Annotated in this window: 21 protein-coding genes; 6 read left to right on the top strand and 15 right to left on the bottom strand. The window is 65.0% G+C overall.

The genetic code is table 11. From position 1 onward, the window contains the following. Positions 1 to 173: 173 nt before the first annotated feature. On the top strand, positions 174 to 515 hold the full coding sequence (locus FNA67_RS15820) for a YciI family protein (protein WP_049706067.1): 342 nt from the start codon (positions 174 to 176) through the stop codon (positions 513 to 515). Then, the gene (locus FNA67_RS22410) at positions 515 to 1,714 is read left to right on the top strand and encodes an RNA polymerase sigma factor (RefSeq protein WP_147656847.1); all 1,200 of its coding nucleotides are present in this window, start codon (positions 515 to 517) and stop codon (positions 1,712 to 1,714) included. The genes FNA67_RS15820 and FNA67_RS22410 overlap by 1 nt, the downstream gene beginning before the upstream one ends. 110 nt (positions 1,715 to 1,824) lie before the next feature. Here FNA67_RS22410 and FNA67_RS15810 read toward each other — a convergent pair whose 3' ends face one another. The 8 genes from FNA67_RS15810 to FNA67_RS15775 all read right to left on the bottom strand — a co-directional run bounded on the left by FNA67_RS15810 (position 1,825) and on the right by FNA67_RS15775 (position 7,998). Beyond that, a complete protein-coding gene (locus FNA67_RS15810) occupies positions 1,825 to 2,223 on the bottom strand; it encodes an acyl-CoA thioesterase (RefSeq protein WP_147656845.1) in 399 nt (132 codons plus the stop codon). Beyond that, entirely contained in the window at positions 2,213 to 2,818 is a 606-nt protein-coding gene (locus tag FNA67_RS15805) for a thymidine kinase (protein ID WP_049706064.1), read from the bottom strand. Before FNA67_RS15805 ends, FNA67_RS15810 begins: the two co-directional genes overlap by 11 nt. A gap of 310 nt (positions 2,819 to 3,128) precedes the next feature. Then, positions 3,129 to 4,445 carry an ATP-binding protein gene (locus FNA67_RS15800; RefSeq protein WP_049706063.1) on the bottom strand — a complete coding sequence of 439 codons (1,317 nt, stop codon included), beginning with the start codon at positions 4,443 to 4,445 and terminating at the stop codon, positions 3,129 to 3,131. Further along, a complete protein-coding gene (locus FNA67_RS15795; RefSeq protein WP_049706062.1) occupies positions 4,442 to 5,155 on the bottom strand; it encodes a response regulator in 714 nt (237 codons plus the stop codon). Before FNA67_RS15795 ends, FNA67_RS15800 begins: the two co-directional genes overlap by 4 nt. Positions 5,156 to 5,204: 49 nt before the next feature. Continuing rightward, positions 5,205 to 6,101: a DMT family transporter gene (locus FNA67_RS15790; RefSeq protein ID WP_049706061.1), complete on the bottom strand. Its 897-nt coding sequence runs from the start codon at positions 6,099 to 6,101 to the stop codon at positions 5,205 to 5,207. A 191-nt stretch (positions 6,102 to 6,292) separates the two neighbouring features. Beyond that, positions 6,293 to 6,979 (bottom strand): Spy/CpxP family protein refolding chaperone, encoded by a 687-nt coding sequence (locus FNA67_RS15785; protein WP_049706060.1) that lies wholly within the window; start codon positions 6,977 to 6,979, stop codon positions 6,293 to 6,295. A 205-nt stretch (positions 6,980 to 7,184) separates the two neighbouring features. After that, entirely contained in the window at positions 7,185 to 7,622 is a 438-nt protein-coding gene (locus FNA67_RS15780; protein ID WP_049706059.1) for a CBS domain-containing protein, read from the bottom strand. A gap of 154 nt (positions 7,623 to 7,776) precedes the next feature. Then, on the bottom strand, positions 7,777 to 7,998 hold the full coding sequence (locus FNA67_RS15775) for a hypothetical protein (protein WP_145976772.1): 222 nt from the start codon (positions 7,996 to 7,998) through the stop codon (positions 7,777 to 7,779). 205 nt (positions 7,999 to 8,203) lie between these two features. On the opposite strand from FNA67_RS15775, the gene FNA67_RS15770 reads away from it, so the two are divergent. Both FNA67_RS15770 and FNA67_RS15765 read left to right on the top strand, forming a co-directional pair. Beyond that, the gene (locus tag FNA67_RS15770; protein WP_147656843.1) at positions 8,204 to 8,644 is read left to right on the top strand and encodes a DUF4864 domain-containing protein; all 441 of its coding nucleotides are present in this window, start codon (positions 8,204 to 8,206) and stop codon (positions 8,642 to 8,644) included. Between the two features lie 93 nt (positions 8,645 to 8,737). Further along, entirely contained in the window at positions 8,738 to 9,940 is a 1,203-nt protein-coding gene (locus FNA67_RS15765; RefSeq protein ID WP_147656841.1) for a pyridoxal phosphate-dependent aminotransferase, read from the top strand. A gap of 34 nt (positions 9,941 to 9,974) precedes the next feature. On the opposite strand, the gene FNA67_RS15760 is transcribed toward FNA67_RS15765, so the two are convergent. Then, positions 9,975 to 11,102 carry a hypothetical protein gene (locus tag FNA67_RS15760; RefSeq protein WP_147656839.1) on the bottom strand — a complete coding sequence of 376 codons (1,128 nt, stop codon included), beginning with the start codon at positions 11,100 to 11,102 and terminating at the stop codon, positions 9,975 to 9,977. 1,274 nt (positions 11,103 to 12,376) lie between these two features. Between FNA67_RS15760 and FNA67_RS15755 the strand changes: the two genes are divergently transcribed. Next, positions 12,377 to 13,015 (top strand): outer membrane protein, encoded by a 639-nt coding sequence (locus FNA67_RS15755; RefSeq protein WP_170267331.1) that lies wholly within the window; start codon positions 12,377 to 12,379, stop codon positions 13,013 to 13,015. On the opposite strand, the gene corA is transcribed toward FNA67_RS15755, so the two are convergent. The 6 genes from corA to FNA67_RS15725 form a co-directional block, all read right to left on the bottom strand. Beyond that, positions 13,012 to 14,004, bottom strand: a complete 993-nt coding sequence (gene corA, locus FNA67_RS15750) for a magnesium/cobalt transporter CorA (protein WP_147656835.1) — start codon at positions 14,002 to 14,004, stop codon at positions 13,012 to 13,014. The two genes, FNA67_RS15755 and corA, sit on opposite strands and share 4 nt — an antisense overlap. Before the next feature lie 234 nt (positions 14,005 to 14,238). Then, complete coding sequence (locus tag FNA67_RS15745) at positions 14,239 to 14,712, bottom strand: hypothetical protein (protein WP_147656833.1); 474 nt, start codon at positions 14,710 to 14,712, stop codon at positions 14,239 to 14,241. Continuing rightward, positions 14,712 to 15,605 carry a LysR family transcriptional regulator gene (locus tag FNA67_RS15740; protein WP_049706051.1) on the bottom strand — a complete coding sequence of 298 codons (894 nt, stop codon included), beginning with the start codon at positions 15,603 to 15,605 and terminating at the stop codon, positions 14,712 to 14,714. The genes FNA67_RS15745 and FNA67_RS15740 overlap by 1 nt, the downstream gene beginning before the upstream one ends. A 12-nt stretch (positions 15,606 to 15,617) precedes the next feature. Then, positions 15,618 to 16,568 carry a thioredoxin-disulfide reductase gene (gene trxB, locus FNA67_RS15735; RefSeq protein ID WP_049706050.1) on the bottom strand — a complete coding sequence of 317 codons (951 nt, stop codon included), beginning with the start codon at positions 16,566 to 16,568 and terminating at the stop codon, positions 15,618 to 15,620. Positions 16,569 to 16,724: 156 nt separating this feature from the next. Continuing rightward, positions 16,725 to 17,198, bottom strand: a complete 474-nt coding sequence (greA, locus tag FNA67_RS15730; protein ID WP_049706049.1) for a transcription elongation factor GreA — start codon at positions 17,196 to 17,198, stop codon at positions 16,725 to 16,727. 338 nt (positions 17,199 to 17,536) lie between these two features. Continuing rightward, the gene (locus tag FNA67_RS15725) at positions 17,537 to 17,749 is read right to left on the bottom strand and encodes a cold-shock protein (protein WP_147656831.1); all 213 of its coding nucleotides are present in this window, start codon (positions 17,747 to 17,749) and stop codon (positions 17,537 to 17,539) included. A gap of 478 nt (positions 17,750 to 18,227) precedes the next feature. On the opposite strand from FNA67_RS15725, the gene ltaE reads away from it, so the two are divergent. Next, entirely contained in the window at positions 18,228 to 19,250 is a 1,023-nt protein-coding gene (ltaE, locus tag FNA67_RS15720) for a low-specificity L-threonine aldolase (protein ID WP_147656828.1), read from the top strand. Positions 19,251 to 19,323: the final 73 nt, after the last annotated feature.

Raw genomic sequence — 19,323 nt, 5'->3', positions numbered from 1 at the left:
GCTTGGTTCCGCGCCGCTTTCCGCTCGTGATGCGCAGTTAGACAGGCTTAGATGAACGGCTGCTGAACGACGATGAACGAGAAATTTCGCAGCCGATGTCGAATCCGCGCGCCGGGCGGCGTCATAGGCGCGATCCCGGGTACGGGACGCTTCAAGAGACGAGGGAAACAGAGATGAAATACCTATTGCTGCTGGTTGGTGACGAGAGTGTCTGGGTCAACGCCAGCGAGGAAGAGCGGCGCCAGATGTATGCCATGCACGAAAAGCTCGGGGCGGAACTGGCCCGGAAGAATGCCTTCGTGGCGGGCGAGGAGCTGGCGCATTCTTCGAGCGCGACGACGGTGCGCAACGAAGGGGGCAAGTCGCTTATTTCGGACGGCCCCTACGCGGAGGTGACCGAGCACCTGGGCGGCTTCTACCTGATCGAAGCGGCGAACCTGGACGAGGCGCTGGGCTACGCCAAGATGTTGCCCGGAACGGTCGAGGTGCGACCGGTCGTGGAGCATCAGGGGTGATGCAAGCGGCGCTGGCAGAGGCCTATCGCGCGCATTGGGCGCGGTTGCTGGCGCTGCTGACCAAGCAGTTCGGCGACCTGGACCTGGCCGAGGAGGCGCTGCAGGAGGCATTCGCCGCTGCGAGCCGGGCCTGGGTGCAGGGACCACCGGAAAATGCGGCGGGCTGGCTGATGACGGCGGCCCGCCGCAAGGGATTGGACACGCTGCGGCGGCGAGCGGCGCGTGAACGCCGGCACCGGCAGGCGTGGTTGGACGCCGAACCCCGGGACGAGGACGATGCCATGCTGCCCGACGAGCGCCTTGGCCTGATCTTCATGTGCTGCCACCCGGCGCTCTCGCGCGAGGCGCAGGTGGCGCTGACGCTGCGGGCCGTGGCGGGCCTTTCGACCGAGACCATCGCGCGCCTCTTTCTCGTGCCCGTGCCGACGATGGCGGCGCGTCTGACGCGGGCCAAGGACAAGATCCGGGCGGCGCGCATACCGTTCCGCGAACCGGAAGGGGAGGAACTGGTCGAGCGGATCGCCGGGGCGCTGGCGGTCATCTACCTGATCTTCACCGAGGGCTACGCGCCGCGCGAGGAAGATGCGGTGGTGCGGCAGGACCTCTGCGAGCAGGCCCTGCGGCTGGGCCGGGCGATGGTGGACGTGGCGCCACGGAGCGGGGAGGCCCGGGCTTTGCTGGCGCTGATGATGCTGCAACACGCGCGGCGGGCGGCGCGGGCCGATGCCAACGGCATGGTGCTGCGGCTGGCGGACCAGGATCGCAAGCTCTGGGCGAGAGACGAGATCGCCGAGGGGCTCGCCATGCTCGAGGCGATCGAGGGCGAGGGCTTCTGCGGGCCCTATCACCTGCAGGCGGCCATTGCGGCCGAACACGCGCGAGCGGACCGGCCGGCGGACTGGCGCGTGGTGGCGGGGCTCTATGCGCAGCTGGAGGCGGTGCAGCCGTCCCCGTTCGTGCGACTCAACCGGGCGGTGGCGGTGATGGAGGGGTTCGGGGCGGCGCGCGGGCTGGAGCTATTGGCGGATGTCGAGGCGCAGTTGGCCGGGCACGGGCCCATGCACCTGGCGCGGGGCGAGATGCTGCTGCGGATCGGGGAGCGGCAGGCCGGGAAGCTGGCTATCGAGCGGGCGCTTGAGATGAGCGGGAAGGCGGGGGAGCGGCGGTACCTCGCGCAGAGGTTGCGGGAGATCGGGTGAGGTAGGGCTGGGTTCAATCCACTTCCAGTCTTCTTGCGGAGCGCGGCGGAATCTGGACCCCGGCTTTCGCCGGGGAGGGATTGGGCTGGGGAAGATGGGTGGAGCGCGGGTTATTGGGCCGGTGGGGGGATCTGTCGTTTGCGGCCGTCTTCGCCCATGGCGACGTAGACGAACTTGCCGTCGGTCACCTTGACATGGCCGCCGATGCGGTTGCGGCGGGCCCAGGCCTCCATGGCGATGGTGATCGAACTGGTGCCGATGCGCTCGACGCGGGTGAAGACCTCGAGCACGTCACCAACCTTGACGGGGGCGATGAAGGTCATGGCCTCGACGGCGACGGTGACGACGCGGCCGCCGGCACGCTCGACCGCCGCGATGGCGCCGGCAATGTCCATCTGCGAGAGCACCCAGCCGCCGAAGATGTCTCCGGCCGCGTTGGTGTCCGCCGGCATGGCAAGGGTTCGAATGGTGAGCGCCCCGTGGGGCTCAGGCGATTGTTCAGTGGTCATGCGTGGATCCCGGTAGCGGCCATCGGCCGGTTTCTTCTTCCCAATGGCGGCGGCACAGGGAAACATAGACCGTCTTCTCAATCGAGACCTGTTCGCCGCTGGTCAGCGCATGTCCCTCGGCGTCTTGTCGCACCACCATGGTGGCCTTGGCGCCGCAATGGCAGATGGTACGCACTTCGCGCAGAACATCGGCGATGGCCAGGAGCTCGGACGAGCCGGGGAACAGCTTGCCCTGGAAATCGGTGCGCAGCCCGAAGCACATGACGGGGATCCTGAGCCGGTCGGCGACACGCGCGAGTTGCCAGACCTGGTCGGCGGTGAGGAACTGGGCCTCGTCCACGAAAACGCAACTGATCGGGGTGGCGCGATTCTGGGCGGCGATGCGGGTGAAGAGGTCGGTTTCCCCCGTATAGAGCTCGGCTTCGCTGCTGACCCCAAGGCGCGAGGAGATGAGGCCGACCCCATCCTCGGCGTAGAGAGCGGAGGTGAACAGCATCGTGTTCATGCCGCGCTCGCGGTAGTTGTAGGACGCCTGGAGCAGGATCGTCGACTTGCCGGCGTTCATCGCGGCGTAGGAGAAGTAGAGCTTGGCCATGGGCGCCTTCCGTGATCGCCCCGTTGTGCCGCACGCAATCGGACGGCGCGACCGGGAAAATCGGAAAGCGCACAAAAAAAGACCGCCGGGCGAGGGCGGCCTAAAGACCGGCTTGGCCGGCGAATGAGAACGCGGGGTTGGCAGCCGCGTCCGGAAGCCAGGGCTCACAGATAGGGCGGGGTGAGCCGGGCGGTCCGCGCCGTTGGGGGCTGGCTCGGACAGGGCAACGCTATTGGTGTTGTGTGACGAGGCGGTGACGGGGATGTGACGGCGCAGAGATTTTGCCGAGGCGCCACAAGGGCCAGCGGGATCAATGCGGCAGGGTGATGGTGACCCGTAGTCCGCCCAGATCGCTCTCGCCCAGCGTCAGCGTGCCCCTGTGACCCCGGGTGATGACAGAGGCGATGGCGAGGCCCAGCCCGAATCCCTCGTGAGCCTGGCTGCGCGAGCTGTCGCCGCGCATGAAGGGCTGGAGCATCTGGTCGCGTTCCTCGGGGGGAATGCCGGGGCCGTTGTCGTCGACCTCGATGACATAGGGCTGGTCTGGCAGGGCGCGCAGGGTGATGCGGCACTGGGTGCCGAAATGGAGGGCGTTCTCGACGAGGTTGGCGACGGCGCGGCGCAAGGCATCCTCATGGATGCGGGCGGTGACATGGGCGGGGCCGCGATAGTCGACCGGTCGGCCGGTATCGGTGAAGTCGTCGGCCAAGGCCTGAAGGAAAGACGCCAGGTCGACGCGCTCGGGCGCGGGCAGGGCGCTGGGGTCGCGTAGGAGCGAGAGCACGGCATCGATCATATCGGTCATCTGTTCGAGATCGCGCAGGATGGCGGCGCGGGTCTCGGGGTTTTCGATGAACTCGGCACGAAGGCGCATGCGCGTGACGGGAGTGCGCAGGTCGTGGCCGACGGCGGTCAGCATCATGGTGCGGTTCTTGACCAGGGTATCGATGCGGTCGCGCATGCGGTTGAGGGCGATGGCGACGGTGCGCAGTTCGAGCGGACCAGTCTCGGGCAGGGCGTCGTGGTCACCGTCCGGCGAATACTCGGCCACGGCCTGGGCGAAGTTGCGCAGGCGCGAGGAGAGCACCTGGGTGGCCCAGATGAGGAGGGCCAGGGCGCCGATGGCGGCGAAGATCAGCGTGTTGGTGCGCGGATTGAGCAGCGGCGGCGTCGGGCTGTTGAACGGCAGATTGACGCGCAGATACATGTCATCGGGCAGCGCGATGGTGATGGTGCGCGGCTCGTTTCCGACGCGCGGATCGGTGACGGCGATGATGTCGGGCCCCAGATCGCGGGTGAGGAAATCGGGCGCGGGTTCGCGGCTGATCTCGGGCATTGTGGCGCCGGGGCCGGAGATGATGCGCAGGTTGATGTCGGGATTGGAGCGATTGGCGGCGACGACGATGGCCTGCCGCTCGTCTATGGCGGGGGCGTCCGAGATCAGGCGAACGATGGACGCGATGGAGCGGGCCTGCATGCGCAGGTTCTCGTCCGGGTCATGGCGGGAATCGGAGAGGTTGACGAGCGCCAGGGCGATCAACTGGCTCAATGCCACCGTGGCCAGCAACAGCAGGACGATCTGCCCCGAGATGCCGCTAGGCCACAGCGATCGGAGAGCCTTGATCATAGTTCGTAGACGTCGGGGGCGAAGCTGTAGCCGGAGGAGCGAACGGTGAGGAGCATCACCGGGTCGCGGGGGTCCTTCTCGATCTTCTGGCGCAGGCGCGAGACGAGAATGTCGACGCTGCGCCCGGACGAACCGTTCTCGCGACCCTGGGTGAGGTCGATGATCTCCTCGCGGCCGAGGACGCGCCCGGCCTGCTCGCAGAAGACCTGCAGGAGGTCGAACTCGGCCGAGGTGAGGGTGATGCGCGCGCCGGTAGGATCGTGCAGGCGCCGGGCCTGGGTGTCGAGCTGCCAGCCGTCGAACATGTAGCCGCGCGGAGCGCGGTTGGCGGCAACGGGCTCGCTGGTGCGGCGGCGCAGCACGGCGCGGATGCGCGCCAGCAATTCACGCGGGTTGAAGGGCTTGCCCAGGTAATCGTCGGCGCCCATTTCGAGCCCGATGATGCGCTCGATGTCGTCCGAGAGGGCGGTGAGCAGGATGATGGGGATATCGGAGGTGGCGCGCAGGCGGCGGCAGATGGTCAGGCCATCCTCGCCGGGCAGCATGCGGTCCAGAACAATCAGGCTGATGGACTGGTCCTTGAGGGCCTTGTCCATCTCCTTGCCATTCGTGGCAACGGAAACACGAAGACCATTGAGCTCAAGGAACTGGGCCACCAGGTCGCGGATTTGCCGGTCGTCTTCGACCACAAGGATATGCGGCGTGTTCATGTTCCTTGGGTAGCGCACAGCGCCGGATTTGATAAGGGGGAGAATTGCCTCAAGGCATTTGTGCAAGCGGTTCGCGACGTCTGAGGGCCGGAACGGATTCGACGAGGACGATGGCGGCAAAGATCATGGCGGCGCCGGCATAGCCGAGACCGGGCAGGCGCTCGCCGAGGATGAGGAAGCCACCCAGCGCGGCGAAGAGGCTTTCGGCCGACAGGATGATGGCAGCGTTGGCCGCCGGCACGTGGCGCTGGCCCACGGCCTGGAGGGTGAAGGCGACCGCGGTGGAGAGCAGGCCGGCATAGAGGATCTGCACCCAGCCGCCGGCAAGGCCGGACCAGGTGGGCGCCTCGAAGGCGAGGGCGCCGCCGGTCGAAACGAGGCCGGAGAAGATGAAGCACATGGCCGACACGAAGATCGGCAGGCCGGTGCGATTGGCGACGAAGCCGAGCATGAGCACCTGGACGGCCCAGAAGAAGGCGCTGGAGACCACCAGGGCATCTCCGGCGTTGAAGGTGTCGAGGCCGCCGCCGTTGAGATAGTAGACCCCGATTAGCGCCATCGGCATGCAGATCCAGACGATCGGGTGGGGCCAGTGGCGCAGGACGATGAGGCCGATCAGGGGCACGAACATCACATAAAGGCTGGTGAGGAAGCCGCCATTGGTGACGGTGGTCATGGTCAGGCCCCATTGCTGGAGCCAGGAGCCCATGAAGAAGGCAACGGCCAGCAGCAGCACGAGGCCCCAGTCGCGCCGGGAAATGTCGTGGGCGCGGCGCGAATATTCCCAGAGCGCCAGCGGCAGGATCGCCAGGCCTCCCAGCACGAAGCGGGCCGCAGCGAAGGTGAGCGGGCCCATCGAATCCATGGCGGATTTCTGGGCGACGAAAGCCATGCCCCACAGGAATGTCGTGATGAGCAGGAGCAGGACGGCGAGCGGGCGCGGCATCGGGATGGGTTCGCTTCAGCAGAGCGTTGAGGAAGCGGTTAGTACCGGTTTGCGCGAGGGCCGGCAAGCGGGAGGATGGGGCGCCGAAAAGGAGAGAAACCCCGGCGGGACAACCGGGGTTTCTCGGGAGATGCGGCGGCGGGGCGGGCGAGTGGGGGACTCAATGATTGGCCGCCGGTCTCCTTTGGGGATCAGGTCGTGGGCTTGGCCTGAGTATCGTCGGGCTGGGCCTGCATGGCGCCAGGCTGGGCCGGCATCTGGCCACGCGGGCCGTGCATGCCGTTCTTGCCGCCCATCATGCCCGGGCCGCGCTGCCAGCCGACATTGTCGCGCTTGGGCATGAGGGAGGCCTTCTGGGTGTCGCTGAGGCCGTTCAGGAAGGTCTCGAGCTTGGGCATGACGGTGTTCATGGCTTCCAGGCGTGCCGTGTCGATGGCGACGCGGGCCTTGAGCATGGCGACCATGTCGGGCGTGCTGCCGGCGGTTGGGGTCAGGGTCTCGCGCGCGGCCTTGGCAGCATCGGCGAAGGTCTTCTGGGCGTCGAGCGCGGTGGTCTTGAGGTCATCGAAGGCGGGCTTCTGGGCGTCGGTCAGCTCGATGCGGTGAGACAGCCGCACGAAGGCGATCTCGAGAGCCTCGGCGCCGCGCGGGGAAGCGATGATGTCCATCAGGCCGCGGCCATTGCCGCGATCGGGATTGCCGCGCATCTGATGGTTGCGCCACTGGCCGGGACGCTGCAACTCCTGCTGGGGCTGCTTGGCCTGGGCGTGGCCGGGCTTTGCATCCTGGGCGTAGGTTGCGGGCACGGCGGCTAGTCCGAGCGTGCCGGCGAGGGCAACGGCCAGAGCGGTCTTGGTAAGGGCGGGGAGTTTAGGCATGAGAGGTTCCTTGCATGGGACTCGTCAGTGACTTTGGAGGTCAACGAGTGGCAAGGTAGACGAGGCAGGCTCTCACTGGCCTTTCGGTGGCATTAAAGCTTGGTAGGGATGGTAATGTTGGTCCGGACCGGCGGGCGCGAGCCAACCTTATCGCCGTACGGCCCGGCCGCTACGGCGCTGGAAGGGCAGGGAAAAGCGGGTGCTTTCAGCCCACGCCCGAGGAGATGTAGTCGCGCATGGCGTCGGCTTCCTGTTGGGTCTCCTCGATCTTGCGCTTGACGACGTCGCCGATCGAAACGATGCCCAGAAGTTTGCCGTTCTCCACCACCGGGATGTGCCGGATGCGGAACTCGGTCATGCGCTCGGCCAGCATGGCCACATCGGTGGTGCGCGTGCAGGTGATGACGGCCGAACTCATGGAGTCGCCGACTTCCATTTCCAGCGCATCGGGACCGTGGACGCCCAGCTGGCGCACGATATCGCGTTCGGAAAGGATGCCGATGACGGAGCCCGAGCGGTCTGTGACCACCACGGCGCCGATGTTGTTGGCATTGAGGATATCCACGGCTTCAACCAGCCGCGCGTAGGAGGGAATGGTGTAGACCACCGTTCCCTTGGACTGAAGGATATTGTCGACGAGCATAGCTGCCTCCCTTCTCCCAGAGGAATGGAAGTCTGCACCGCCTGGTTCCAACGAACAATACGCCCTAGGTCGGATTGCGCCCCGGACAAAAAAAGGCCGGCACAACGGCCGGCCCCGAAAGGAGGTCACGATAGACAGTGACTGATGGAAAGGTTCAGGCCCCCGAGCCATCCTGCCAACGCAGCGACCGCGCCGGGAGCTGGTCATCTCCCGGAATGGCGCCACGCAGCGAAACGCGGATGACTTCTCCAATCGTGGCCAGCATGAGCAGGCCGAGCGGAACGATGAAGACCGCGACCCGGGTATCGATACCGTGGGTCAGGGCCAGGGCGTTCTGAGGCGCGATGCTGGCGTAGATGGCCAAAGCGGAGGTCAAGGCAACCGCGATGAGCGCAAGGAGATAGAAGACTTTGAAACTTTTCGGCGTGGCCGGCGTAGTTATAGACAATGTTCGGCGCTTCCGTACGCAACACAACGGTGCCTGAATGCATGGCGAATGCGGGCGCAATTTGTGTCGAAGGTGGAAACTCCGGTACCATTTGAGGGCGTAAGTGTGGCGGGCCAACCCCAGGGAGGGTGCCATGAGACGGCTCATGAAACCGGTCAATTTCGCGATGACCTTGATGGCGCTGGTGTTTCTCGCCTGGCCGGCCATGGCGGCGGATGACGGCAAGCCGGAAGCGGCCTGGCAGGCGGTGATCACCGGACAGATAGAGGCCTTCAGGGCCGGGGACGGGGATACGGCGCTCAGCCTGGCGGGCGCGGGCTTCCAGGCACGGTTCAAGGATCCGGCCGCATTCGTGGCGGCCATAGAGGCCTCGGGCTATGACGCGATCGTGCGCTCGGTCTCGCACAGTTTCGGCGAGTTCGAGCAGGTGGACGAGACGCACGTGGTGCAGATCGTGCGAATCGTGGGGCCGGACCAGCTCATCTACGAGGCGCTTTACCAGCTCGAAAACGAGGATGGTGGCTGGCGCGTCCAGGGCGTGGCGCTGCGGCGCCGGCAGGGCGTGGCCATCTAGGCGCGACAAACGCGTGTCCTAAGCTCGACATTGGTTGTCTCGAACCGGGACTGCCCTTATCACTGTCGACCGGATTTTCCGGGAGACAAGATCATGGGGTTCCTTTCCGACGCGCTCATGCGGGTGCAACCGTCAGCGACGGTGGCAATCACCCAGAAAGCGCGCGAACTGGCGCGGGAAGGGCGCGATGTGATCGCCCTGTCGGCGGGGGAGCCCGATTTCGACACGCCCCAGCACGTCAAGGACGCCGCGATCCGGGCGATGGCGGAAGGCAAGACCAAGTACACCAATGTCGACGGCATTCCCGAGCTCAAGGAGGCGGTGGCCGCCAAGTTCCGGCGCGACAACGGGCTCAACGTCACGGCCGCTGACTGCTTCGTGGGATCGGGCGGCAAGCAGATCATCTTCAACGCGCTGCTGGCGACGCTCAATCCGGGCGACGAAGTGGTGGTGCCGGTGCCGTTCTGGGTGAGCTACCCGGAAATCGTGCGGTTGTGCGGAGCCGAGCCGGTGCTGGCGCGGGCCGACGCCTCGACGGGCTTCAAGCTGACGCCCGCGGCGCTGGCCGCGGCGATCACGCCGCGCACCAAGTGGCTGATCCTCAACACGCCCTCGAACCCGTCGGGCGCCGCCTATACGGCCGAGGAACTGCGCGGCCTGGCGCAGGTGCTCCTGGGGCAGCCGCATGTGCATATCCTCACCGACGATATCTACGAGCCGCTCGTCTATGACGGGGGCAAGTTCGCCACCATCGCCCAGGTCGAACCGGCGCTGCAGGCGCGCACGCTGACCATGAACGGGGTCTCCAAGTCGCATGCCATGACCGGCTGGCGCATCGGCTATTGCACGGGACCGCGCGAGCTGCTGGCGGCGATGACCAAGCTTCAGGGTCAATCGACCACCAATGCCTCCTCGATCTCGCAATGGGCGGCGGTGGAAGCGCTCAACGGGCCGCAGGACTTCCTCAAGGACTGGCTCAAGGTGTTCCAGGCGCGGCGCGACCTGGTGGTCGACGGGCTCAATGCCAGCGAAGGGGTGACGTGCCTGGTGCCGCAGGGCGCGTTCTACGTGTTCCCCTCCTGCGAAGGACTGCTCGGCAAGACCAGCGCGGGCGGGAAGGCGCTCGAGAGCGACGAGGACTTCGTGATGGCGCTGCTCGAGGAAACGGGCGTTGCCCTGGTGCAGGGCAGCGCCTTCGGGCTGCCCGGCCACTTCCGGCTGAGCTACGCGGCGGCCGACGCGGAACTGCAGAAGGCCGTGGAGCGGATCCAGGGTTTTTGCGCGGGCGTACGCTAGGCGCGGGGGACTTCCTCCCGCAACCTTCCCGGGATCAGCCGAGAAGCGAAGCCAACCCGCTCAGGCCGCTGTTGTTGGCGGAGCCGGACGAGCTCTGGGCGAACATGTCGGCGAGCTTTAGCGAACTCTCGTAGTTGGAGACGGCGGCGGCATAGAAGCTGTCGGTCCAGCCGGCGGCCTGGCGTTCCTCGGAAGTGAGCGAGGCGAAGGCGCTGATGATATTGGTGGCGAAAGCGGTGGGGTCGCCGGAGTTCGAGGCACTCTTGAAGCTGGCCAGCAGGGCCTGGCCGGAGCGGGTGCGCATCTCGGTCTTGGCGGCGTTGACCTCCTCGCCCGAGAACTGATCATCCTTGTTGAGCGCGATGGCCGAGAGCGAGCGGCTGTCGAAATTTGAGAAGTCGACCTGCTGGCCGACCTTGCGCAGCTTGGAGAAGACGAGCTCCTGCCCGGCGGCCTTGGCATCGGCATATTGCTTGTCGAGCGCGGCGCGGGCGTCCTTGGCGACATCGCCGAAATCGCGAACCTGGCCGGCCTGGCCGTTCTCGACGCGCTTGAGATAGTCGACAACCGGGTCATCGGCCACGTCGGGCATGGTCTGAGGATCTGCGGTGAGTTGCTTCTGGGCTTCGAGCAGGGCGGCCTTCTGCTTGGCCCAGGCGTCGGTGGCCTTTTCCTCGGGCGAAGCGCCATCGAGGAAGTCGGTGGCGGCCTTGTAGAGATTGGCGAGATCGCCGGTGACGCGGGCCACGGCCGCGGGGCCGGCGAGCGCTGCATCGAGACGGTTCGAAAGCTCGATGGCGGCGGCGGAGCGCTCGTCGTCGGTGAACTTGCCCTCCGCATTGGAGGCGACCGCGTAGAGCGCGCGCCGATCAAGGCTCGACAGGTCCAGCGCCAGCTTACCGTCCTTGAGCGGCGAAGTGAGCTTGGCGTCATCGAGGAGCTTGGTGAGCGCTTCGCGGGTTTCGGCGACGACCGTGGCCAGGTCCTTGGTGGAGAGGGCCGACTGGGCGGCGCTGGAAAGCGTGATGTTGGTCGCCCCGTTCGACGAGGACCCGGTGCCAGTATCGGCGCTGCCGGAGGACGCTGCGGTCTTGCTGGCGGAGGCGGTGCTGCCCAGGAGTAGGTAGTAGTTGGAATACTGCGCGGCGCTGATCGTGGTCATGGTGCCTCCTGGCTGCGGGCGTGGTCCTCAACTCCATGATGCAGGGAGCGTGCCAGCCGAAAAGTCCCGGATTTCCGGGCTTCCTGGCGTTTCGCGTTTTGCAAGGAATGGGCAAATTCTGCCTAGTGGGGGCAGAAACGACCGGCCTGGGGGGAAAGAAAAAGGCCCCGCCCGAGGGGATGGGCAGGGCCTTAAGGGCGTCCGCTTGCGCGGGACCCAGACGGCGGCGGCCGGGAGGAGGTGGCCGCGAACCGTTGTTGAGAGGAGTATCCCCGCCCGGGGCGGTTCGCACAAACGCAAAGCTGGCAGTGCAGCCATGCATCTGGCGCAGTGAGGGCTGGTGAACCGGTTGCCCAAATCGTTTTGGTGAACAAAAAAAGGGGCTCCACTCGAGGAGTGGAGCCCTATGACTTGGGCCGAAGCCGAAATCGAAAGTGGAGGCAGAGGCGAGGGAGGAGGATACGCCGTCTGCCAGTGGGTCCGTGCCTAGGGAGGAGGATAAGGCACTTTCCCGGTGTCGCGATCTGCGGGCCGAGGGAGGAGGATACGGCCGGCGTCTCAGCGACAATGTGAATATGCCTACGCGCTCGCCGTTCAGCAATGCGACAAACTGCACGCCAGCCATGCATTCTATGCAGGCAAAAATGTAGGCAGCACAATTTGTAGGCACGAAAAAAAAGTGGCCCCGCTCGAGGGGAGAGCGAAGCCACGAGGTCGAGAGGCAGAACCTCTCGAGGGAGGAAACAGCAACAAGGTGCAAGGGAGGGAGAACACCGTGCTGTCAGGCGGGGATATAGGAGGGGGTTGACGGGCCAACAACCCGGTCCGGGTTAGATCAGCTATGCGATGGCTGCATAACGAGCGATGCGCCGTCGTTATGTCATTTTAGTGACGCTAAAATTCGTGGTGTATCAATGGGTTATAACACCCGCTGACTGAAAGCGGTTTCAGCGTGATGTCGAAAATCGAGTAAAAAAATTTTGGTCGACGGGGTTTGTCCGGCGATTTGAAGGGGTTGGGGTGATCCGGACGAGCGCGCGGTGGGGTGAATCGGGGACGATTCGAGCCCGGGAGGCCATCCTGGGCCGGGCGGGAGGCCCGATGAGGGCGTGGAACGGGCGCGGAGACGTCTCCAGGCGCAGCGGTGAGGCCCGGAAAGGGAGCGTTAACCATAACCGGGAGACAAATGGCGATAGATCGTGAGGATGGGGGCCGACGTGAATCCGAGAGTTTTCGCAATAACGCTCGTTGTCAGTCTCGCGCCATGCGGCGCCTTGGCGGCGGACATCTCCGCCCTTTACGTGCCCGGCTCGGTCGCCAGCACCGACTATGACTGGAGCGGTCCCTATGTTGGGGCGCATTTCGGCTACGGTTCGGGGATGAGCACCAATCACTGGGCTTCGTCCCCCACTGACCCCTGGAACGTGGACGGCGACATCAGCTATTCCGGGTTCAATGGCGGCGTGCATGCCGGCTACCAGGCCCAGTTCGGCAGTTTCGTGCTGGGCGGGGAAGCCGACATCAACGGCGGCAGCATGAAGGGCAACGATTCCCAGTTCGCCGGGCTCGTCAACGAAATCGAGATCGGCACGTTCGGGACGCTGCGCGCGCGGGCGGGGCTGACCTATGACCGGTTCATGGTGTTCGCGACGGCGGGCGTGGCGGTGGGCGAGCTCTACAAGCGCGACCTCGACAGCCATGCCAGCTCCCGCAATTTCACCACCGGGCTCGTGGCGGGCGCGGGCGTGGAAGCGGCGTTGACCGACAACATCCGCGTCCGCGCCGAGTACCAGCACATCTGGTTCGACAAGGTCGATGCGGGACTGATCGCGGCCGGCGGTGGCGGCTACCTCCACCGGGCCGACAATCCCTCGCTCGACATCTTCCGGGCGGGCGTCAGCTACGCCTTCTAGAGCCAGCCCTTGCGCTTGAAGAAGAGGTAGGGAAGGGCGGCCGACAAGGCCATGAGCCCGAGTGCCCAGGGATAGCCTATGCCCCAGTGGAGCTCGGGCATGAAATCGAAATTCATGCCGTAGACCGAGGCGACCAGGGTCGGGGGCAGGAAGACGACGGCGGCAACCGAGAAGATCTTGATGATCTGGTTCTGCTCCAGGTTGATCAGGCCCAGCGTCGCATCAAGCAGGAAATTGATCTTGTTGGAGAGGAAGCTGGCGTGATCGGAGAGCGCTGAGGCATCGCGCTGGAGGATCTTGAGCTCCTGGCGCATGTCCTTGGCGGCCCTGGAATTGCCGATCTCGGTGGTCTGGTGGAACGAGGTGAGGCGCACGATCGAGAGCAGGCTTTCACGGGCGAGGGTGAGCATATCCCCCTTGCGGCCGATCTGCTCGATGAGCGACTGCAGGTCGCGCGACTTGACGGTGGGCTTCTTGACCTTGTTGCGGAAGACTTCGCGCGAGATGGTGTCGATCTCGTCGCCCGTAGCTTCGAGCACCTGGGCAAGGCGATCGATGAAGGCCTCGAGGATGCCGATCATCACTACTTCGCCGGTGGCGTAGGAGCGGCCGTTGGCCTTGCGGGCCCGCGCCTCGAACAGCATGAAGGGGCGCGGCTCGGCGTAGCGCACCGTCACCAGCAGGTTGTTGCGCAGGATGAAGGTGACCGGGGTCTTGGCCGGATCGCCGCTATCGAACTGGGCGAAGGCGGTGATGGTCATGAACTCGCTGCCGGCCTCGTTGTAGAGGCGGGCGGAGGGCTCGATATCGGCCATTTCCTCGCGGGTGGGAATGGAGACGCCCAGACAGGCTTCGGTGAACCGGTCTTCGTCGGGGGTGGGGTTGAGCAGGTCGTACCAGACCGCTCCGCCGATATGGGTGGCCGGATCATTCTCGTCGTACGTGGAGAGTACGAGGCGATCGCTCTCGCGCGTGAAGATGCGCAGCATTTTCTGGCTCCTAATAGTCTGCGCCGTCAGCGCAGTGGAGCCGATCAAGGGCTACCGATGCGCCAACGGGATCGAAGATCGACTTCGACTGTCGGGGTTCATCTCATGGGTTCCTTTGAAGCGAAGCCGTGTGTAACGGCATCGGGAGGCAAGTGCGCTCGCGGGGCGGGAAAGTCAAGGGCTTGGGTGCAATTGCGTGCGCTGCACGCAAGGGGCGGCGCAGGGCGGCAACGGTTACTGCGCGAAGGCGTCGTGAAGGGCCTGGGTGAGGCGCGAGCCATCCTTGTAGATGACGTCGTTGATGCGCAGGCGCTTGTCGACGAAGGTGAGTTCGAGCTTGTCGGACCAGTTGCCGGCGGGATTGTCCGGGAACTGGTAGAACAGCACGACTTCAGGGTGCTCGGCGCTGCCAGTCATGCCGACGACGGAACAGCGGGGGGCGTAATCCTGAAAGCTCTGCCAAGGAATGCCGTCGCCTAGCGGGGGCTTCTCGTCCGGGGCCGATTTCTGGATGGCGTCGTTGCGCGACTCGGCATCGGCAATGGCGGCCCCGAGCTCGGGCGTGAGGATGGCCTCGACCGGGGCCATGTCGCCGGAAAGTCGGCCGTAGCAGAAGATGTCCCCAACCTGAGCGCCGGTGAGGGAGACGGCGTGGGCGGGCAGGGTCGCGGCGGCGAAAGCCGCCAGGGCAAGGAGCGTGCGGCGCATCAGAACTGCCACTCGCGGGCCTTGCCCACGATGAAATCGCGGAAGACGCCGACGCGCTTGGAGTTCTTGAGCGCGGGCGGGTAGACGAAATAGGTCTCGTAGGCGGGCAGCTCGATGCCCGGCAGCACCATTTGGAGCTGATCTTCGCCCTCGACCACGTAGTCGGGCAGCATGGCGATGCCGATGCCGGCGCGGGCGGCCTGCATCATGCCGTAGATGGCGTTGACCTTGACTGCGGCCCGGCGCGGGCTCGAATCCGGGCGGCCCATGCGCTCGAGATAGTTGATGTCGCCCAGGTACGAGGGCACCGGCTCGCCGAACGAAATGATGCGGTGATTATCGATGTCGGCCACGTCCGTGGGTTCGCCATGTTCGGCGATGTAGGACTTGGAGGCATAGAAGTGGTTGTGCACCGAGAAGAGCTTGCGCTGGATCATCTCGGACTGGTTGGGGCGGTGCAGGCGAATGGCCACGTCCGCCTCGCGCATGGCGAGGTCGAGCTCGGCGTCGTTGAGCTTTATCTCGATCTGGATGCCCGGATAGAGCAGCAGGAACTCGTGGATGCGCGAGGACAGCCAGGTGGAGCCAAAGCCCACCGTGGTGGTGACCAGGAGCGGGCCCGTGGGCACGTCCTGGCTCTCGCTCATCTGGGTTTCGACCTGCTGGAGCTCCCAGTGCATGCGATGGGCGGTGCGGAAGAGCTGCTCGCCGACTTCGGTGAGCACCAGCCCGCGCGCATGGCGGATGAAGAGCTTGAGGCCCAGGTCGTCCTCGAGCGCCGAAATCTGGCGGGATACGGCCGACTGGCTCATACCCAGCTTTTCAGCGGCATGGGTAAAGCTCCCCGACTCGGCGGCCGTGTGGAAGATGCGGAGCTTATCCCAATCGAGCATGTGTTCCCCGTGTTACTCGGCAGCTTCTGCGAGTTCGTTGGCCGCAAGGAAGCGCTCGGCCTCGAGCGCGGCCATGCAGCCCATGCCGGCGGCGGTGACCGCCTGGCGGAAGATGTCATCGGTGACGTCACCGGCAGCGAAGACGCCCGGAACGTTGGTGGCGGTGCTGTCGGGCGCCGTCCAGAGATAACCACCGGGCTTCATGTCGAGCTTGCCATTGAAGATGGACGTTGCCGGAGCATGACCGATCGCGACGAACACGCCATCGGTTTCGAGCGTGGTGGTTTCGCCGGTATGAACATTGCGGATGGTGGCCGCCTGCACGCTGGGCGGCATCGCGGCGCCCGAGATGTCGACGAGCTCGCTGTTCCAGACCACTTCGATCTTTGGGTGCTTGAACAGGCGATCCTGCAGGATCTTTTCAGCACGGAACTCATCGCGACGATGCACGACGGTGACCTTGGAGGCGAAATTGGTGAGGAACAGGGCCTCTTCGACCGCCGTGTTGCCGCCGCCGACCACCACGACCTTGCGGTCGCGATAGAAGAAACCGTCACAGGTGGCGCAGGCGGAAACCCCGAACCCCTGGAACTTCTGCTCGGCAGGCAGGCCCAGCCACTTGGCCTGGGCGCCGGTAGCGATGATGAGCGAGTCGCAGGTGTAGCGCGTGCCGCTGTCGCCCACGAGCGTGAAGGGGCGGTGATCAAGATCAACCGAGACGATGACGTCCGACACGAAGCGCGTGCCCACGTGTTCAGCCTGCGCCTTCATCTGCTCCATGAGCCAGGGGCCCTGGATGACGTCGGCAAACCCGGGGTAATTCTCGACATCAGCGGTGATGGTGAGCTGACCGCCCGGCTGCAGGCCGGAGATGATCACGGGCTCCAGCATGGCACGTGCCGCATAGATGGCGGCGGTGTACCCGGCCGGACCCGACCCGATGATGATGACTTTCGCGTGCATCGCGAACGCACTCCAGAATGAAAGCGGCCCTCTCGCTGCTAAGTTAAGAGGGCCGCATAGGATGTTTCAAGGTCAATGCTGCCGCACCAGGCGAGCCAAGTGGAATGACTCACCGAAAAGCCACAGCTTTTGGGAACGCGAAGCTCCCGCACGCCGTCAGGCGAAGCGGATTTCGAGGATTTCGTAGCTGCGCGAACCACCTGGGGCGGTGACTTCGAACGAATCGCCGGCCTCCTTGCCCATCATCGCGCGTGCGATGGGAGACGAAACGGAAATGCGCCCGGCACTGGCATCGGCCTCGGCATCGCCCACGATCTGGTAGGTGCGCTCTTCTTCGCTGTCCTCGTCCACGATCTTGACCGTGGCGCCGAACTTGATCGTCGAACCGGAAAGCTTGCTCACGTCGATGACGTCGGCGAGCGCCAGCATGGCCTCCAGTTCCTGGATGCGGCCTTCGTTCAGGCTCTGCTGTTCCTTGGCGGCGTGATATTCGGCATTTTCCGAAAGGTCGCCATGGGCGCGCGCCTCGGAAATGGCATCAATGATACGGCGACGATCTTCGGCAGTGCGGCGACGATATTCTTCCGTCAGCGCGGCATGACCGTTGATGGTCAGCGGGATCTTGTCCATTTCATACCTCCGTCCTGGACCGGGGCGCGTTCGCCCCTCGTCCGCGGGTCAAAAAAGTAAACTGCCCGCGCACAACATACGCGGGCATTGGTGTTCCCCTGCCAAATCGCTCGGCGTATCAATCGCGGTAACGTTGGGGGAATTGGCGTCAAGGTGCCTGTAGAGCGACCACTGGTCAAGCCGAAGATTTTCGCCCTGTGGATTGCGTGGCGCCCACAAGAAGAGATGGGGCGCGAGCTTGCCCGGATCAAGGTGACCGGGGCCGGCAACGGCTCATCAAAGCTGAAAAGGCGCAGCTTGCGGCTGCGCCTTCCCCAAAACCTTGTCTCACCCTTGGATCAGGGAGCCGGGGTCAGGTTGTCGGCAGCGGACTTGCCCGTCCGCTTGTCCTTGACGATTTCGTAGTTGACCTTCTGGCCTTCATCCAAGCCGTTGAGGCCGGACCGCTGAACAGCGGAAATGTGAACGAAAACGTCGGCCCCACCTTCATCGGGCTGGATGAAACCATAACCCTTTTGTCCGTTAAACCATTTTACAGTGCCGGTAGCCATGTAGAGTCCCTTGCGTCTCTGCGTCGGTCGAGACCCCCATGATCCCGACCTGAGCTATCGAATTATCGGATAGTGACGTCAGCAGGCGCGAGCAAATCGCGAGGCCAGTTCGGTCGGCCGCAATATTCGATTGCGGTTTTCTAGCGTGAAATAATCAAAGTATCAATATGTGTTTACCAAATGACGAAACGCCCGGGGCGGCGCCATGCCAGCCCGGTTGTACACATATTGCATAAATTATTCGCGCGACCAGTCCGGCCAATTGCGCTATCGGCGGGGAGCCTGCCCGGGAGAGCCCCGAATGCCTTCGGGCAGCGACCGATATTTAGTTAGTTTACCGGTTGCGTAGAGGCCTTTGCAACTAAAAGTGTCGGTCAGTTTGACGCAGATCAATGATGTCTTGCGCGCATGGCATTGCGGGGGAAAGCGGCCCGGGGCATGGTGCGCGGGTTCGTTTTCCAGCCGCCAAAGAGCCTTCATGACCACGATCCGATATGATTTTCGCAGCGACACGGTGACCCGTCCGAGCGCGCCGATGCGCGAGGCCATGAATGGCGCCGAAGTGGGCGACGACGTTTTCGGGGACGATCCGACGGTCAACCGGCTGGAAGGCCGGGCGGCCGAGATGCTGGGCAAGGATGCGGCGCTCTTCGTGCCATCGGGCACGCAATCGAACCTGGCGGCGCTGATGGCCCACTGCGAGCGCGGCGACGAATATATCGCCGGGCAGGAGGCGCATTGCTATTCGCACGAGGCGGGCGGGGCGGCCGTGCTCGGCTCGATCCAGCCCCAGCCGCTGGCGCACCAGCCGGACGGAACACTGGCCCTCGCCGATATCGAGGCGGCCATCAAGCCGGACGACATGCACTATGCGCGTACCCGCCTGCTGGCGCTGGAGAACACGCTGGGCGGGCGGGTGATCCCCCTCGACTATGTCAAGGCGGCCACGGACCTGGCACGACGCCATGGTCTGGCCACGCATCTCGACGGCGCGCGGGTTTTCAACGCCAAGGTGGCCCTGGGCGTACCGGTGAGCGAGATCGCCGCTCCGTTCGACACGGTATCGGTGTGTCTTTCCAAGGGGTTGGGAGCGCCGGTGGGCTCGGTTCTGGTGGGCAAGGCCGAGGTGATCGCCAAGGCACGGCGCCTGCGCAAGATGCTGGGCGGCGGCATGCGCCAGGCCGGCATCCTGGCGGCTGCCGGGCTCTATGCGCTCGAGAACAACGTGGCGCGCCTGGCGGAGGACCACGCCAACGCCAAAGTGCTCGCCGAGGGGCTGTCGCGCTTCCAGGCGCTGCATCTGGCGCCGGTGGAAACCAACATGGTGTGGGTGGACGTGGACCCCGAAATCGCCAGCGAGCTCAATGCCTACCTGGCGGCCAACGGGGTGGGGGTCACCCATGGCTATGCCGGCCGGCGGCTGCGCTGGGTGACGCATCTGGACGTGGGGGCGGAGGCCGTGGAAGGGGCGCTGGCGGTAGTCGGCAGGTTCTTCGACTAAGGCCTCTCGCGCTTTGACGAAATGTTATGACCCTGGGGCTTAGGCTGCGGGGATCATCGTCTCGTCTGACTTG

It is taken from the genome of Youhaiella tibetensis (assembly GCF_008000755.1).
GTDB lineage: Bacteria > Pseudomonadota > Alphaproteobacteria > Rhizobiales > Devosiaceae > Paradevosia > Paradevosia tibetensis.
This window is presented reverse-complemented; position numbering and strand designations above follow the sequence as displayed.

Bases quoted from the DNA above. Each gene is read 5' to 3' on its own strand.
- FNA67_RS15760 (WP_147656839.1), bottom strand. From the start codon at position 11,102: ATGACCACGATCAGCGCCGCGCAGTATTCCAACTACTACCTACTCCTG.
- trxB (WP_049706050.1), bottom strand. From the start codon at position 16,568: ATGCACGCGAAAGTCATCATCATCGGGTCGGGTCCGGCCGGGTACACC.
- FNA67_RS15790 (WP_049706061.1), bottom strand. From the start codon at position 6,101: ATGCCGCGCCCGCTCGCCGTCCTGCTCCTGCTCATCACGACATTCCTG.
- FNA67_RS15770 (WP_147656843.1), top strand. From the start codon at position 8,204: ATGAGACGGCTCATGAAACCGGTCAATTTCGCGATGACCTTGATGGCG.
- greA (WP_049706049.1), bottom strand. From the start codon at position 17,198: ATGGACAAGATCCCGCTGACCATCAACGGTCATGCCGCGCTGACGGAA.
- FNA67_RS22410 (WP_147656847.1), top strand. From the start codon at position 515: ATGCAAGCGGCGCTGGCAGAGGCCTATCGCGCGCATTGGGCGCGGTTG.
- FNA67_RS15725 (WP_147656831.1), bottom strand. From the start codon at position 17,749: ATGGCTACCGGCACTGTAAAATGGTTTAACGGACAAAAGGGTTATGGT.
- FNA67_RS15765 (WP_147656841.1), top strand. From the start codon at position 8,738: ATGGGGTTCCTTTCCGACGCGCTCATGCGGGTGCAACCGTCAGCGACG.
- ltaE (WP_147656828.1), top strand. From the start codon at position 18,228: ATGACCACGATCCGATATGATTTTCGCAGCGACACGGTGACCCGTCCG.
- FNA67_RS15800 (WP_049706063.1), bottom strand. From the start codon at position 4,445: ATGATCAAGGCTCTCCGATCGCTGTGGCCTAGCGGCATCTCGGGGCAG.
- FNA67_RS15745 (WP_147656833.1), bottom strand. From the start codon at position 14,712: ATGCGCCGCACGCTCCTTGCCCTGGCGGCTTTCGCCGCCGCGACCCTG.
- FNA67_RS15780 (WP_049706059.1), bottom strand. From the start codon at position 7,622: ATGCTCGTCGACAATATCCTTCAGTCCAAGGGAACGGTGGTCTACACC.
- FNA67_RS15795 (WP_049706062.1), bottom strand. From the start codon at position 5,155: ATGAACACGCCGCATATCCTTGTGGTCGAAGACGACCGGCAAATCCGC.
- FNA67_RS15810 (WP_147656845.1), bottom strand. From the start codon at position 2,223: ATGACCACTGAACAATCGCCTGAGCCCCACGGGGCGCTCACCATTCGA.
- FNA67_RS15740 (WP_049706051.1), bottom strand. From the start codon at position 15,605: ATGCTCGATTGGGATAAGCTCCGCATCTTCCACACGGCCGCCGAGTCG.
- corA (WP_147656835.1), bottom strand. From the start codon at position 14,004: ATGCTGCGCATCTTCACGCGCGAGAGCGATCGCCTCGTACTCTCCACG.
- FNA67_RS15805 (WP_049706064.1), bottom strand. From the start codon at position 2,818: ATGGCCAAGCTCTACTTCTCCTACGCCGCGATGAACGCCGGCAAGTCG.
- FNA67_RS15820 (WP_049706067.1), top strand. From the start codon at position 174: ATGAAATACCTATTGCTGCTGGTTGGTGACGAGAGTGTCTGGGTCAAC.
- FNA67_RS15785 (WP_049706060.1), bottom strand. From the start codon at position 6,979: ATGCCTAAACTCCCCGCCCTTACCAAGACCGCTCTGGCCGTTGCCCTC.